The following is a 15,345-nucleotide window of genomic DNA, read 5'->3' as shown; positions in this document are numbered from 1 at the left end:
CGAAGCGCCCAGGCCCGTTGGCTCGACCGATTCCGACGCGACCGCGGAGACCGGCGATGGCGACTCCGCTCGGTCGAACGCCACTGACGCCACAACCGCGTCGGCCACCTCCGACAGCGAGCCCCCGAGCGCGTCGGAAGCCGCTTCGGAACCGGTAGCATCGGATGCTGGCGCAGCGCACCCTGCCGCAGACGCCACTCCCCCGTCGATGGAGGCGCCCGTGCGCCGCGTGATCGACTGGGACGCAGCCACCGCAGCCGCCCTCCACGAGGATCCGCTGCCCACGCTGCACGACAACCACCCTGCCCGACCGCCCGAGACCGGAGCCGAGATCAGCACGAACGACCTGCGGGAGCGCACCGGCGCACTGCGAGCCGAACCGTCGATGACCGTTTCACGTGGAACGGCCGCGGGTGCGCCTCTGGCCGAGCAACTCGCGGAGGAGACGCGGCGCCGCGCCGCATTGGAGTCCCAGGTGCTTCCGAAGCCCGAACACACGCGCGTCATCACCATCTCGAACCAGAAGGGCGGCGTCGGGAAGACCACGACAACGGTCAACCTCGCTGCTGCCCTGGCGCGCACCGGCGCTCGAGTGCTCGTCATCGACCTCGACCCCCAGGGCAACGCATCGACCGCGCTCGGCGTCGAGCACCGGCCCGGCACGGCGAGCGTGTACGACGCGCTCGTCAACGATGCCTCGCTCTCGGAGGTGGTGCAGCCCACCACGGAGCACGAGAACCTCCAGTGCGTACCCGCGACGATCGATCTCGCCGGCGCTGAGATCGAACTCGTCTCCCTCGTCGCGCGAGAGCAGCGCCTGCGCCGGGCGCTCGACGCCTACCTCGAGCAGGCGGACCGCGCGTTCGACTACGTCTTCATCGACTGCCCGCCCTCGCTCGGCCTGCTGACGATCAACGCCTTCGTCGCCGCGCGCGAGGTGCTCATCCCCATCCAGTGCGAGTACTACGCACTCGAGGGACTGTCGCAGCTGCTCCGCAACATCGAGCTGATCGAGCGCCACCTGAACCCGGCGCTGCGGGTCTCGACCATCCTCCTGACGATGTTCGACTCGCGCACCAACCTGGCGCAGCAGGTCGCGCAGGACGTGCGCGACCACTTCCCCACCCAAGTGCTCAACACGATCATCCCGCGGTCGGTCCGCGTCTCGGAGGCGCCCAGCTACGGGCAGAGCGTCATCGCGTACGACTACGCGTCCACGGGCTCGCTGTCGTACCGCGAAGCCGCGGCGGAGATGGCGTTGCGCGGTGCACCGCTGACCGAAGGAGCGAAGTAAGTGGCGACGAAGCGAACGGGACTCGGCAGGGGAATCGGGGCCCTCATCCCGACCGGAGACGACGCGCCCCGCGAGCACCGGCCCGTCGACGTCTTCTTCCCCGGCGAGACGACGGTCTCGACGGCCACTCGGCGCGACGGCGACGGGTCGACCAACTCCGATCACGCCGCCGACGGACTCGTCTCGGTTCCCGGCGCTCGGCTCCTGCAGCTCGACCCGGCGTCCATCGTCCCCAACGCGAACCAGCCGCGGAGCGTCTTCGATCCCGACGACCTCGCAGAGCTCGTCCACAGCGTGCGCGAGTTCGGCGTCCTCCAGCCGATCGTGGTGCGCCCGCACCCCGAGACGCCCGGCACCTACGAGCTCGTCATGGGCGAGCGTCGTCTCCGCGCCACCAAGGAGGCGGGACTCGACACGATCCCGGCCGTCGTCAAGGACACCGCGAACGACGCGATGCTGCGGGACGCGCTGCTCGAGAACCTCCACCGCTCGCAGCTGAACCCGCTCGAGGAGGCATCCGCCTACCAGCAGCTGCTCGCAGACTTCGGCATCACCCAGGAGGAACTCGCGAGCCGCATCGGGCGCTCTCGCCCGCAGATCTCGAACACGCTGCGGCTGCTGAAGCTGCCCGAGCAGGTGCAGGTGCGCGTGGCGTCGGGAGTGCTCTCGGCGGGACACGCCCGCGCGATCCTCTCGGTGGGCGACGCCGAGGGCATGCAACGGCTCGCCGAGAAGATCGTCAACGAGGACCTCTCGGTGCGTGCGGCGGAGGCGGCGGCATCCGCGAGCCCGAAGCCGGCACGGGTGAAGCCCGCGGCAGGCCGCCGTCAGCACTACCTCGACGAGGTCGCCGGCCGGCTCGGTGACCGCCTGAACACCCGCGTGAAGGTCTCGTTGGGGTCACGAAAAGGGCAGATCAGCATCGATTTCGCGACGATACATGACCTGAACCGCATACTTGCGGAACTGGGTGACGAAGACGGATTCAGCGCGGGGAACTGACCGGCGTCAGTCGGTGCCGTCGCCCATGGCGGTCCGCGCCAGGTCGGCGTAGACGTTGCCGGGACGAAGCCCCGCGGCTTCGATCGCCTGCGGCAGCAGCGACGTCTCGGTGAGTCCGGGAAGCACGTTCGCCTCGAGGAACCACGGCGTTCCCGCATCGTCGACGATGAAGTCGACGCGCGAGATGTGCCGGAGGCCCAGTACTGCGTGGGCGGCGAGTCCGGCATCGGAGACCGTCGCCGCGAGCGACTCATCGAGTCGCGCCGGCGCGTAGAACACGGTCTCCCCCGCGTTGTAGCGGGCCTCGAAGCTGTAGTCGCCCGAGACCGGCTCGATCTCGACGAGCGGCAGCGCCGTCGGACCGGAGCCGGTGTCCACGATGCCGACCGACACCTCGGTGCCGACCACACGCCGCTCGATGATCGCGAGCTCCGAGTACGTGAACGCGTCGACCAGCGCGCGCGGCAGCGCGCCGCGCTCGTCGACGAGCGACACCCCTGGGCAGACCCGCCGGACGCGGGCTTCACCACCACGGGGGTGTCGAGCCGGTGCAGCACCGCGTCGAGCACGCTCGAGGCGCCGAGCTCGCGGAACGCGTCTCGCGTCACGGTGATCCAGTCGGGCGTTGCGACGCCCGCGGCCTGCACGACGGTCTTCGCGACCGGCTTGTTCCACGCGAGACCGGACGCGTTCGAGCGCGCCCCGACATACGGCAGCGCGAGCGCGTCGAGCAGTCCGCGCAGGGCACCGTCTTCACCGCTCGCGCCGTGCAGCGCAGGCCACACCACGTCGGGGCGGTGCTCGGCGAGGTGCGCGAGCAGCGTGGCATCCGGCTCGCGCAGTGTCACGCGATGCCCGGCCGCCGTCAGGCCGTCTGCGACGCGCCGACCCGACCGGAGGGAGACGTCGCGTTCGTGCGAGATGCCGCCGGCGAGGACGACGATGTCGAGTGCGGGTGCGTCGGGCATGATCGTGGGGTCTCCGGTTCTCTCAGGCGAGGTTGGACGGCGGCGTCGAGGTGCGGCGGACGCGGTCCTCAAGCGCGAGCGAACCCGTGCCGGCGAAGGTGGTGAGCAGGTCGAGCTCCCCACCCACGACGTTGGCGAGCCTGCGCACGCCGAGCCGGATGCTCTCGGGCGTCGGGTAGCAGAACGACAGCCGGATGTTGTGCCGCCCTCCCCCGTCGTCGAAGAAGGCGGTGCCGGGCGTGTAGGCGACCAGTTCCCGCACCGCTCGCGGCAGCATGGCCTTCGAGTCGAGCTCGGGCGGAAGGTCGAGCCAGACGAAGAATCCGCCGTCGGGGTTGGTCCAGCGGAGCTCGGGCAGGTGGTCGTCGAGCGCCTCGAGCATGGCCTCCTTGCGTTCGCGGTACAGGCCGCGGAACGTGTCGATCTGGGTGCGCCAGTCGACCTGGTCGAGGTACTCGGCGATGACCATCTGGCTGAACACGCTCGGCGACAGGATGGCCGACTCGTTCGCGAGGATGAGCTTCTCGCGGATGGCGTGCGGCGCGAGCGCCCAGCCCACCCGGAAGCCGGGCGCGAGCGTCTTCGAGAACGACCCGAGGTAGATCACGCCGTCCTCGTCGAGCGAGCGGATCGCATTCGGGGCCGGCGACTCGAACCAGAGCAGGCCGTACGGATTGTCCTCGACGACGAGGATCTCGTTCGCGCGGCAGATCCGCAGCACCTCGGCCCGGCGCTCGGCCGACATCGTCACGCCCGACGGGTTCTGGAAGTTCGGGATCGTGTACAGCAGCTTGATGCGGCGACCCTCGGCCCGCAGCCGATCGATCGTCTCCTGCAGTGCGGCTGGGATGAGTCCGTGCTCGTCGACGGCCATGTGCACCGTGTCGGCCTCGTAGGAGCGGAACACGCCGATGGCGCCGACGTAGCTGGGCGCTTCCGCGAGCACCACGTCTCCGGGGTCGAGGAAGAGCTTGGCCACCAGGTCGAGCGCCTGCTGGGAGCCCGTCGTCACGACGACGTTGTCGAGCGTGGCCTCGATGCCCTCGATCGCCATGATCTCGAGGATGTGCTCGCGGATCGACTCCGTGCCCTGCCCGGAGCCGTACTGCAACGCGACCGGACCGCGCTCGCGCATGACGCGCTCGAGCGATCCCATGACGAACTCGTCGGGAAGGGCCGACACGAACGGCATCCCGCCGGCGAGCGACACGACCTCGGGACGCGACGCGACGGCGAACAGCGCACGCACCTCGGAGGCGCTCAACCCGGCGGCTCGGGCCGCGTAGTGGTGGTACCACGGGTCGAGGTTGTTGCCGGTGCGCTTCGGGAGGCCCTCGGGAGTCACGTTCAGGTGTCCGTTCGTTGTCGTCGACTTCATCGTATTCGGGGCGGGAGGGCGGATGACACGGCCGATCCCCCGCAGGTGGCATCGCGCGCGACCCCGTGGAACGCGAACGACCCGCCCGGCTGGTGCCGGGCGGGTCGAGGAGGTTCGCGAACGGGCCGGCTACGCGAGGTAGGCGGCGAGGTCGGCCTCGAGCGCGGGCTTCGGCTTGGCGCCGATGACGGTCTTGACGACCTCGCCCTGCTGGAAGACCTTCATCGCGGGGATGGAGGTGATCTGGTACTTCATCGCGAGCTGCGGGTTCTCGTCGACGTTGAGCTTGACGATGTCGAGCTTGTCGGAGTGCTCGGTCGCGATCTGGTCGAGGATCGGGCTGACGGCGCGGCACGGGCCGCACCACTCCGCCCAGAAGTCGACCATGACGGTCTTGGAGTTGTTGAGGACCTCCTGCTCGAAGGTGCTCTGGTCGACGGCGCGTGCGGTCATGGGGTCTCCTCAGGTTGGGTGAACGAGCGGTGCGGATGCTCCGCCGCGGTCAGTTGACGACGGCGAACTCGGTCTCGGGCGAGGCCGGTGCGTCGGCGTGCGCGGCGAGGTAGTGCTCGGCGTCGAGCGCCGCGACGGTGCCGGAGCCCGCGGCGGTGACGGCCTGGCGGTAGGTCGGGTCGAGCACGTCGCCGGCGGCGAACACGCCGGGCAGCGACGTCTTCGACGAGCGGCCCTGCACCGCGACCGTGCCCTCGTTCGTGAGGTCGAGCTGCCCGTGCACGAGGTGCACGCGCGGGTCGTTGCCGATCGCGACGAACAGGCCCTCGAGGGGCAGCTCGCGCTCGGCGCCGGTGACGGTGTCGCGGAGGGTGACGCCGGTCACCGCATCCGTGCCCTGGATCGCCGCGATCTCGGAGTTCCAGATGAACTCGATCTTCGGGTCGTCGAAGGCGCGCTGCTGCATGATCTTCGATGCGCGCAGCTCCTCGCGGCGGTGGATGATGTAGACCTTCGAAGCGAAGCGCGTGAGGAAGGTCGCCTCCTCCATGGCGGAGTCGCCGCCGCCGACGACCGCGATCTCCTTGGCCTTGAAGAAGAAGCCGTCGCAGGTGGCGCACCACGAGAGGCCGTGGCCCGACAGGCGGTCCTCCTCGGGGAGGCCGAGCTTGCGGTAGGCCGAGCCGGTCGCGTAGATGACCGTGCGGGCCTCGTGCACGTCGCCGCTGCCGAGGGTGACGCGCTTCACGTCGCCCTCGAGCTCGAGCTTCACGACGTCGTCGTAGACGACCTCGGTGCCGAAGCGCTCGGCCTGCGCCTGCATCTTGCCCATCAGCTCGGGGCCCATGATGCCGTCGGGGAAGCCGGGGAAGTTCTCGACCTCGGTCGTGTTCATGAGCTCGCCGCCCACCTCGACCGAGCTGGCGACCAGCATCGGCTGCAGTTCCGCACGCGCGGCGTAGATGGCCGCGGTGAATCCGGCCGGGCCGGAACCGATGATGATGACGTCGCGCACGCGTTGCTCCTCGATTCGATCTGGTGTGCCACGGCCGTACATCGACCGCTCCACCGTCAACACAGTGTACGGACACGCTATTCCGCGCGTCTGTACGCGCGGTGAACGGGCACGGATGCCGCGTGGCGGCGCGTCAGCGGCGGCGCAGCCGCGCGACGAGCGGCCCGGTGAACGTGCGCAGCTCGGGCGAGCGCAGCAGCCAGAGCCCGCCGATGTACAGCAGCCCCATGGCGGCGCCGATCGCGAGCATCGACACGATCGCGCCCAACCGGCTGTCGACGGCGAACCCGCCCGCCGTCGTGCCGCCGAGCGCGACGAGCAGCACCGCACCGGCGAGCAGCGCCGGCACGATCGCGACGGAGTCGCGCACGAAGCTCACGACCACCGCGCGGAAGCCGAGCTGCCCGAGCCGCCTGCGCAGCAGGATGAGTGCGAGCGCGAGCTGCAACGTGCCGGCGATCGACGTCGACACGGCGATGCCGACCGCGATGAAGTCGACCGGCAGCGTTGCGCACGCGAGGGCGAGCCCGACGAACAGCACCACCTGGAAGAGCGTGAAGAAGAACGGCGTGCGGGTGTCGCCGAGCGCGTAGAACGAGCGCTGCACGAGGAACAGGGTGCTGAACGGTACGAGGCCGATGAGGTACCCGATGATGACGTTGCCGAACGCCGACACGCTGTCGAAGTTGCCCGGGGCGAACACGGCGGCCATCGGGTAGGCGCACACGATCATGATCGCGGCCGAGACGACCATGAGCAGGCCGATCCCCCGGATGGCGCTGCCGATGTCGTCGCGCAGCCGCACCAGGTCGCGTGCGGCCGCGTGCTCGCTCATGCGCGTGAAGTACGCGGTGCCGATCGAAACGGCGATCACCGAGTGCGGCAGCATGAAGATGAGCCACGCCGGGGCGAGGGTCGCGACGGATGCCGCCGAGTCGGACGCGATACCGGCGACGTTCGTCTGCACGATGCCGGCGAACGTCGTGAGCAGGAGCATCCCGAACGTCCAGCTCGCCATGCGACCCGCGTCGCCGAGCCCGACCCCGCGCCAACGGAAGTCGGGTCGGTAGCGCAGGCCGATGCGACGCCAGAACCAGAACAGCACGAGCGCCTGGGCGGCGACGCCGAGGGTCGCGGTGCCGCCGAGCAACGCGATCATGTCGGGCGTCCAGGAGCTCGGGTCGCGCGTGCCGTCGGGGTCGGCGCCGTAGACGATCATGAGCGCGGCGAGGCCTGCGAGCGCGACGACGTTGTTGAGCACCGGCGACCAGGTGTACGGTCCGAAGCTCTTGCGGGCGTTGAGCACCTCGCCGAGCAGCGTGTACAGGCCGTAGAAGAAGATCTGCGGCAGGCACCACCACGCGAACGCGGTCGCGAGCGCGAGCGTGTCGGGGTCGAGCTGGGTGCCGTACAAGAGCGTGAGCAGGGGTGCCGCGAGGGTGGCGACGAGGGTCGCTGCACCCAGGATGACCAGGGCGATGGTCAGCAGCTTGTTGATGTAGGCCGCGCCGCCGTCGGCCTGCAGGCCCGCGCGCACGATCTGGGGCACGAGCACGGCCGTGAGCACGCCCCCGCGACGATCGTGTAGACCGTGTTCGGCAGCTGGTTCGCGACCGCGAACGCGTCGGCGCTCGCGGAGCCGACGAGGCCGATCGCCGCGGCGAGCACGATCGAGCGAACGAACCCGAGCAGGCGCGAGACGACGGTGCCGGACGCGAGGAAGATGCTGGCCCGGCCGATCTCACCGCTCGCCATCGGCGCCTCCGTCCGCGTCCATGCCGGTGTCGGCATCCTCTGCTGCGCCAGCCTCGGCGGCGGCAGCCGCATCCGCTCGCTCCTGTCGCCTGCGGCGGACGATGCGCCAGAAGCCGATGCCGAAGAGGAGCAGCAGGATGCCGCCGATGACGCCGGCGCCGATGCCCTCCCAGTCGGCCTGCACGTTCGCTCCGTAGCGAACCGTGCCGCCGACCGGCACGCCCGTGGGCGACTCGAGCGACACCAGCAGGGCGACCGCGCCGTTGCCGACGCCGGCCTGCACGGGGATCGTCGAGGTACCGCGGGAATCGGGGCCGACCGTGGCCTCGACCGGGCCGTCCACGAGGAGGCGTCCGTTCGACGGGTCGACCGTGATGACGACGTTGACGGGGTAGGGCAGGTCGTTCTCGACCGTGACGAGGATGCCGGACTCCCGCGAGATGACGGTGAACTCGCTGCTCGGGACGATGCTGACCGCGTCGAGCGTCTCACGCGTGAACCGCACGAACTCCGCCGACACGGCGTCCCACCCGTCGGAGTCCGCGAGCCATCCGGCTGCGAGCACCGCGAGCAGGTCGCGTCGGCGCTGCGAGGTGAGCTGGGCCGGTTCGTCGAGGATCGTCGCGAACTCGGCGACCTCCGCGTCGTCCTCGATCATCGTGCGCACCCGATCGACGCGTTCGTCGCGCTCGGGCTGGGCGACGAGGGTGCGGCCGACGGGCGGGGCGCCGATCGCGTCCGACAGCGTGGCCGGCTGCGCCCAGGGCAGGGAGGCGATGGTGGCGAGCGCGTCGCGTTCGCGATCGGACGAGACGGGCTGCGTACGGTCGAACGTCGCGAGGATGGTGCGCTGGACGGAGCCGCCGTCGGATGCCACGAGGGCCAGCGCCGCGGCGAGTCGTGCGTTCGCCGCCGAGGCCTCGCCGCTCGAGACCGCCGCCTCCGCGGCACGCAGCGCAGCGGTCACGTCGGGGTCGGAGACGACCGCCGTCGCCCCCTCGATCATGGACGCCGCGGTCGGCGCGGAACCGGACGTCTGCTCGACGTTGCCGCCCGACACGATCGCCGTCGTGAGGCCCGCGGCGTCGAGGAAGGCGAGGTCGCCGTCGACGAGGCTGTCGTCGGCGGGCCAGCCGACGTCGGTGCGGGTGTACGTGAAGGAGAGCACGCCGGCGGAGCCGGATTCCTGGTCGTCGTCGGGGTCCGGCGACGGCTCGTCGGTCGCAGCTGGGTCGTCCGTCTCGGCCGGCGCCTCGGTTGCCTCGGTGTCGTCGCCGGTCTCCGCGCCCTCGGTCTCCGCGGGTGCCGCGTCGCCGTCGACGACGTCGTCGAAGGTCAGCGGCTGCAGCGGGGACTCGAGACCCGCTTGCGACTGCACGGCGAGGTCGGCATCGGCATACGCGAGCGGGAATGTCTCGTTCGGCAGCGCGGTGAGCCGGTCGAGCCAGGCGATCGCGCTCGCGGGGGCATCCGCCCCCAGCACCCTGATCGAGGCGATGATCGCGGGGTCGATCGCGAGCGCCGCACCGCTGCCCACCAGCCCGTCGAGCCGACGCGAGAGGATGCCCTGCGGGCTCGTCCAGGCCTCGAGCAGCTCTGCCGAGTACAGCCCCGTGTCCTGCGGGGGCACCGTGATGGGGGCGGCGACGGCGAGCGAGACCGAGCCGATGTCGTCGCCCGCGCTCCAGACGGCGACACCCGTCGACCAGGCGAGGGTCTCCCCCGCGTCCTCGAGCTCGACGAAGATCGGGAGCACGGCGGTCGAGCCCCGCTCGAGGTCGTCCGCGTCGACGTCGATGCTGGTCGTGAGCGTGCTGCCGATCGGGATGGAGCCGACCGAACTGCGTCCCACCTCGGTGCCCGACGGCACCGACGACGGGCCGGTCAGCCAGTCGTCGAGCGCGTCGGACGAGCCGAGCGAGCGCACCCCGACGCTGACGACGACGTCGACGTCGCCGATGAAGCGTCCGGACGTGTTCGAGGTCTCGACCGTGAATTCGACGGAGTCGTCGGCCGACGTGATGAGCGGCGACCCGGCCGGACCGACGACCATCGAGATGCCCTCGACCTCGGCGGCCGCGGCAGACGGCGCGTCGGGCGCTCCGATCACGAGCGCGGCGGCCGTCGCGGTGACGGCGGCGGTGGCGATGAGTCGGCGCAGGCGTCGCTCAGGAATCGCCTCGGCCGCCATGCACGAGATTCTACGGTGTCGGTTTCGGCGGTTCGTGTGCGTGACCGGGGCACGGCGCCGAGCCGTACGATGGTGCCCATGCAGAGTGTCGCGGCAGCCCTCGCCAGGCTGGGCGACCTGGCCGCGTCGCCGACCGTGTCGCGCCTCGCGTCGGCGTTCGAGGCCGCCGGGCACGAGCTCGCCCTCGTCGGCGGGCCCGTGCGCGACGCGTTCCTCGACCGGGGCACGCACGACCTCGACTTCACGACGGATGCCACGCCCGACGAGATCCTCGCGATCGTCGCGCCCATCGCACAGGCGCACTGGGACATCGGGCGCCGCTTCGGCACGATCGGCGCGAAGATCGCCGGCGAGCAGGTCGAGATCACGACCTACCGCAGCGACGCCTACAACGGTGAGAGCCGCAAGCCCGAGGTCGTGTTCGGCGACTCGCTCGAGGACGACCTCGCTCGCCGCGACTTCACGGTCAACGCCCTCGCCCTGCGCCTGCCGAAGCTCGAGCTCGTCGACCCGTCCGGCGGCGTCGAGGACCTCCTCGCCAAGACCCTGCGCACGCCCGCCCCGCCCGAGCGGTCGTTCGGCGACGATCCGCTGCGGATGCTGCGTGCGGCGAGATTCGCGTCGCAGCTCGGGTTTCACGTGGAACCTGCCACGCTCGCGGCGATGGGCGAACTCGCCGGGGCGATCGAGCGCATCTCGGCCGAGCGCGTGCGCGACGAGATCACGAAGCTGCTGCTGACGGATGCGCCGCGGCCGGGCATCCGACTGCTCGTCGACACCGGTCTCGCCGAGCGCGTGCTGCCCGAGCTGCCCGCGCTGCGCCTCGAGATCGACGAGCACCACCACCACAAGGACGTCTACGAGCACTCGCTCACCGTGCTCGACCAGGCGATCGACTACGAGGTCTCGCGCGGCAACCTCGACTCCCCCGACCTCGTCATGCGCCTCGCCGCCCTGCTGCACGACATCGGCAAGCCGAAGACCCGGCGACTCGAGGCGGGGGTGCGGTCACGTTCCACCACCATGACGTCGTCGGGGCCAAGCTCGCCCGCAAGCGCCTGCGCGCCCTGCGGTTCGACAACGACACCATCGACGCCGTCGGCCGGCTGATCGAGCTGCACCTGCGGTTCTTCGGGTACACGGATGCCGCCTGGACGGACTCGGCCGTGCGCCGGTACGTGCGCGACGCGGGCGACCAGCTCGAGCGACTGCACATCCTGACCCGGGCCGACGTCACCACGCGCAACCGGCGCAAGGCCGACCGGCTCGGCTTCGCCTACGACGACCTCGAGGAGCGCATCGCCGTGCTCGCCGAGGAAGAGGAGCTCGCGGCCGTGCGGCCCGAGCTCGACGGCAACGAGATCCAGGCGGCGCTCGGCATCGGCCCCGGCCGCGAGGTCGGCGAGGCGTACCGCTTCCTGCTCGAGCTGCGGCTCGACGAGGGACCCATCGGGGCGGATGCCGCGCGCGAGCGCCTGCTCGCCTGGTGGGCCGCCCGCAGCGCGGGCTGACGCCCGTCGCATCCGCTCACCCGCTGCCGAATGGCGGCGCGACCGGGCATCCGTTACACTAGACCGGTTGTCTGCGCGCCCGATTCCGGGCCTCCGCACGATGACGCATGTACACCCTCCTGTCACAGACCGTCTGTGACCGCTGAGTCCGAAGGAGGTGGGTCTGTCATGCACCAGTACGAGTTGATGGTCATCCTCGATCCCTCGATCGACGAGCGCACCGTTGCTCCCAGCCTCGACAAGTTCCTCAACGTCATCCGCACGGATGGCGGCACCGTCGACAACGTCGACATCTGGGGCAAGCGTCGCCTGGCCTACGAGATCAACAAGAAGTCGGAGGGCATCTACGCCGTCGTCGACTTCACCGCCGAGTCGGCCACGACCAACGAGCTCGACCGCCAGCTGAACCTCAGCGAGGCCGTCATGCGCACCAAGGTCCTCCGCGCGGAGGAGGCGATCGCACAGGTCGCCGCCGCGAAGAAGGCCGACGAGGAGCGCGCCGCCAAGAAGGCAGCTCGGGCAGCGAAGAAGGACGCCTAGTCCCATGGCAGGCGACACGATCATCACCGTTGTGGGCAACCTCACGGCTGACCCGGAGCTGCGCTACACGCAGTCTGGCCTCGCGGTCGCCAACTTCACCATCGCATCAACCCCCGCACGTTCGACCGACAGGCGAACGAGTGGAAGGACGGTGAAGCACTGTTCCTGCGTGCGAGCTGCTGGCGAGACTTCGCCGAGCACGTCGCAGGTTCGCTGACCAAGGGTTCCCGGGTCATCGCCCAGGGCCGTCTCAAGCAGCGCTCCTTCGAGACCCGCGAGGGCGAGAAGCGCACCGCCATCGAGCTCGAGATCGACGAGATCGGCCCGAGCCTGCGCTACGCGACCGCACAGGTCACGCGTGCGCAGTCGAGTGGTGGCGGTCGCGGTGGCAGCTACGGCGGCGGCGGGGGCGGCAACTCCTCCTCCGACGACGCGTGGGCGCCGAGCGCGCCGGCCGCCTCGTCCGGCGACGTCTGGAACACGCCGGGTACCAACTACGGCGACGAGACGCCCTTCTAGGTCGGCATCGGCCGACGGATGCCTCGCCACGGGGCATCCGCTCAACGAAACGTATTTCTCCCAGGTAAGGAAACAGCAATGGCTGGAAAGAGCAGCGGCGACCGCCGCAAGCGCGGGAAGGGCCCGAAGAACGCGGCCCCCGCGAAGTCGATCAAGGTCGGCGTCATCGACTACAAGGATGTCGCCACCCTCCGCAAGTTCGTCTCGGAGCGCGGCAAGATCCGTGCCCGTCGTATCACCGGTGTCTCCGTGCAGGAGCAGCGCCTCATCGCCCGTGCCGTGAAGAACGCACGCGAGATGGCCCTGCTGCCGTACGCGGGCTCGGGTCGCTGAGAAGGAGGCCGGGAACAATGGCAAAGGTCATCCTGACGCACGAGGTCAACGGCCTCGGCACCGCCGGTGACGTGGTCGAGGTCAAGAACGGCTACGCACGCAACTACCTCGTCCCCAAGGGCTACGCGACGCCGTGGACCCGCGGTGGCGAGAAGCAGGTCGAGCAGATCAAGGCCGCGCGCGCTGCGCACGAGCTGCACTCGCTCGAGGACGCACAGGCCCTCAAGGCCTCGCTCGAGTCGACCAAGGTGAAGTTGGCCGTCAAGGCCGGCAACGGTGGTCGTCTGTTCGGCTCCGTGAAGTCCGCCGACGTCGCCGCCGCCGTGTCGGCTGCCGGCCTCGGCGAGGTCGACAAGCGCAAGGTCACCCTCCCGACGATCAAGTCGATCGGCGAGTACGAGGCCAGCGTGAAGCTGCGCGACGAGGTCTTCGCGACCGTCACCCTCCAGGTGATCGCCGCGAAGTAGCGCGAACCGCACACGCACGAGGCGGCGGGCCGGGTTTCCGGCTCGCCGCCTCGTCGTCTGCGCGCACCCGGGGCCGTCATGCGTACACCCGCGGAAGCGCTCTCCGCAAGAGCGCTGGGACGGATTCGCCCCCATGTTTGTACACAGCCCACGAACCGTACGTAACCCTCAAGTCACAGTCCAGACATTTCTTCTCCACACAGGTGTGGGAAACGTGAATAGCAGGTCAGGGAGCTTTTCCGGCTCAAAACTTTCTCGTTCTCCACAGGTTTCCACACACCCTTTGCACATGGCGCCCGGCGTTTCGCCCAAGTTCCCCACAGCGTTATCCACAGGCTGGCTTGTGGGCGGGGCGACCCCGTACCTAGGGTGAATCTCCGTCGCCGGATGGGGGACCGGCCGCACTGCTTGGCCCCCGTGTCGGCGGTCGCCGCTACCACTGGAAGTGACGCAATCAGCCGCGTCACCCGGACACAACACGACATCGAGGAGGGCCGGGAGTGACGATCGCTCACCTGGACATCGCCGAACCCCGTGATCAGGGTGCGGCCCGTCCGGCTCCCGAGCGGACCCCCCGCACGACCTCCTCGCCGAGCAGAGCGCGCTCGGCGGCATGATGCTCTCGAAGGACGCCGTCGCCGACGTCATCGAGACGCTCCGTGGCCCCGACTTCTACGTGCCCAAGCACGAGGTCGTGTTCGACGCGATCCTCTCGCTGTACTCGCACGGCGAGCCGACCGACGTGATCGCCGTCACCGACGAGCTCACCAAGACCGGCGAGCTCGGCCGCGCCGGCGGCGCCGAGTACCTGCACACCCTCACGAGCCTCGTGCCGACGGCGGCGAATGCCGGCTTCTACGCCGAGATCGTCGCCGAGCGCGCGATGCTGCGACGCCTCGTCGAGGCCGGCACGCGCATCGTGCAGATGGGCTACGCCGGCGAGGGCGAGGTCACCGACCTGGTCAACGTCGCCCAGTCGGAGATCTACTCGGTCACCGGCAGCGTCGAGAGCGAGGACTACGTTCCGCTCACCGAGGCGGTCACCGTCGCGATCGACGAGATCGAGGCGGCCAAGCACACCGACGGCAAGATGACCGGCGTGCCCACCGGCTTCGCCGACCTCGACGACCTGACGAACGGCTTCCATCCCGGGCAGATGATCATCGTCGCCGCGCGTCCCGCGCTCGGAAAGTCGACGCTCGCACTCGACTTCGCCCGGTCGGCGTCGATCCACAACGACCTGCCCACGATCTTCTTCTCGCTCGAGATGGGCAAGTCGGAGATCGCCATGCGACTGCTCTCGGCCGAGGCATCCGTGCCCCTGCAGTCGATGCGCAAGGGCACCGTCGACAGCCGCGACTGGACCACCATCGCGTCGACCCGCGGCCGCATCAACGACGCACCGCTCTACATCGACGACTCCCCCAACATGACGCTGGTCGAGATCCGCGCGAAGTGCCGGCGGCTCAAGCAGCGCGTGGGTCTCAAGATGGTCGTGATCGACTACCTGCAGCTCATGACGAGCGGCAAGCGCGTCGAGAGCCGCCAGCAGGAGGTCTCGGAGTTCTCGCGTGCGCTGAAGCTGCTCGCCAAGGAGCTGCAGGTGCCGGTCATCGCGCTCTCGCAGCTGAATCGTGGGCCCGAGCAGCGCGCCGACAAGCTTCCGGCGCTCAGCGACCTGCGCGAGTCGGGTTCGATCGAGCAGGACGCCGACATGGTGATCCTGCTCCACCGCGAGAGCGCGTACGAGCGCGACAACCCCCGCGCCGGCGAGGCCGACCTCATCGTCGCCAAGCACCGCAACGGCCCGACCCGCACCGTGACCGTGGCCTTCCACGGCCACTTCTCGCGCTTCGCGGACATGGTGCAGGCGTAGGTTCGGCGGTGTGTTGACTCCGGCCGTCGTGTCAGTTCGGACG

11 protein-coding genes and 4 pseudogenes are annotated in these 15,345 nt (G+C 70.0%); 8 read left to right on the top strand and 7 right to left on the bottom strand.

Features of this window, described 5'->3' with window-relative positions:
• The first annotated feature begins 385 nt into the window (after nucleotides 1-385).
• Both QUE38_RS07825 and QUE38_RS07820 read left to right on the top strand, forming a co-directional pair.
• Complete coding sequence (locus QUE38_RS07825) at nucleotides 386-1,294, top strand: ParA family protein (RefSeq protein ID WP_286311718.1); 909 nt, start codon at nucleotides 386-388, stop codon at nucleotides 1,292-1,294.
• Complete coding sequence (locus tag QUE38_RS07820; RefSeq protein WP_286311346.1) at nucleotides 1,295-2,296, top strand: ParB/RepB/Spo0J family partition protein; 1,002 nt, start codon at nucleotides 1,295-1,297, stop codon at nucleotides 2,294-2,296.
• 6 nt (nucleotides 2,297-2,302) lie between these two features.
• Here the strand turns inward: QUE38_RS07820 and QUE38_RS07815 are convergent.
• From QUE38_RS07815 to QUE38_RS07785, 7 genes and pseudogenes are all read right to left on the bottom strand, one after another.
• A pseudogene (locus tag QUE38_RS07815) lies at nucleotides 2,303-3,264 on the bottom strand (D-alanine--D-alanine ligase family protein).
• Nucleotides 3,265-3,286: 22 nt separating this feature from the next.
• Entirely contained in the window at nucleotides 3,287-4,642 is a 1,356-nt protein-coding gene (locus QUE38_RS07810; RefSeq protein ID WP_433996960.1) for an aminotransferase-like domain-containing protein, read from the bottom strand.
• A 129-nt stretch (nucleotides 4,643-4,771) separates the two neighbouring features.
• Entirely contained in the window at nucleotides 4,772-5,095 is a 324-nt protein-coding gene (gene trxA / locus QUE38_RS07805; protein WP_286311344.1) for a thioredoxin, read from the bottom strand.
• A gap of 49 nt (nucleotides 5,096-5,144) precedes the next feature.
• A complete protein-coding gene (gene trxB, locus QUE38_RS07800) occupies nucleotides 5,145-6,110 on the bottom strand; it encodes a thioredoxin-disulfide reductase (RefSeq protein WP_286311342.1) in 966 nt (321 codons plus the stop codon).
• A 133-nt stretch (nucleotides 6,111-6,243) separates the two neighbouring features.
• The gene (gene murJ / locus QUE38_RS07795) at nucleotides 6,244-7,677 is read right to left on the bottom strand and encodes a murein biosynthesis integral membrane protein MurJ (RefSeq protein ID WP_286311340.1); all 1,434 of its coding nucleotides are present in this window, start codon (nucleotides 7,675-7,677) and stop codon (nucleotides 6,244-6,246) included.
• Entirely contained in the window at nucleotides 7,593-7,865 is a 273-nt protein-coding gene (locus tag QUE38_RS07790) for a hypothetical protein (protein ID WP_286311338.1), read from the bottom strand. Before QUE38_RS07790 ends, murJ begins: the two co-directional genes overlap by 85 nt.
• Entirely contained in the window at nucleotides 7,852-10,056 is a 2,205-nt protein-coding gene (locus QUE38_RS07785) for a DUF6049 family protein (RefSeq protein WP_286311336.1), read from the bottom strand. Before QUE38_RS07785 ends, QUE38_RS07790 begins: the two co-directional genes overlap by 14 nt.
• Nucleotides 10,057-10,134: 78 nt before the next feature.
• On the opposite strand from QUE38_RS07785, the pseudogene QUE38_RS07780 reads away from it, so the two are divergent.
• From QUE38_RS07780 to dnaB, 6 genes and pseudogenes are all read left to right on the top strand, one after another.
• Nucleotides 10,135-11,567, top strand: a pseudogene (locus QUE38_RS07780) (CCA tRNA nucleotidyltransferase).
• A gap of 168 nt (nucleotides 11,568-11,735) precedes the next feature.
• Nucleotides 11,736-12,107 carry a 30S ribosomal protein S6 gene (gene rpsF / locus QUE38_RS07775; protein WP_286311334.1) on the top strand — a complete coding sequence of 124 codons (372 nt, stop codon included), beginning with the start codon at nucleotides 11,736-11,738 and terminating at the stop codon, nucleotides 12,105-12,107.
• A gap of 4 nt (nucleotides 12,108-12,111) precedes the next feature.
• A pseudogene (locus QUE38_RS07770) lies at nucleotides 12,112-12,626 on the top strand (single-stranded DNA-binding protein).
• A gap of 78 nt (nucleotides 12,627-12,704) precedes the next feature.
• Complete coding sequence (rpsR, locus tag QUE38_RS07765; RefSeq protein WP_281883648.1) at nucleotides 12,705-12,959, top strand: 30S ribosomal protein S18; 255 nt, start codon at nucleotides 12,705-12,707, stop codon at nucleotides 12,957-12,959.
• Between the two features lie 17 nt (nucleotides 12,960-12,976).
• Entirely contained in the window at nucleotides 12,977-13,426 is a 450-nt protein-coding gene (gene rplI / locus QUE38_RS07760; RefSeq protein WP_281883650.1) for a 50S ribosomal protein L9, read from the top strand.
• Nucleotides 13,427-13,926: 500 nt separating this feature from the next.
• Nucleotides 13,927-15,302 (top strand): annotated as a pseudogene (gene dnaB, locus QUE38_RS07755) (replicative DNA helicase).
• The last annotated feature ends 43 nt before the right edge of the window (nucleotides 15,303-15,345 follow it).

This window comes from Agromyces mangrovi (genome assembly GCF_030296695.1).
Lineage (GTDB): Bacteria > Actinomycetota > Actinomycetes > Actinomycetales > Microbacteriaceae > Agromyces > Agromyces mangrovi.
This window is presented reverse-complemented; position numbering and strand designations above follow the sequence as displayed.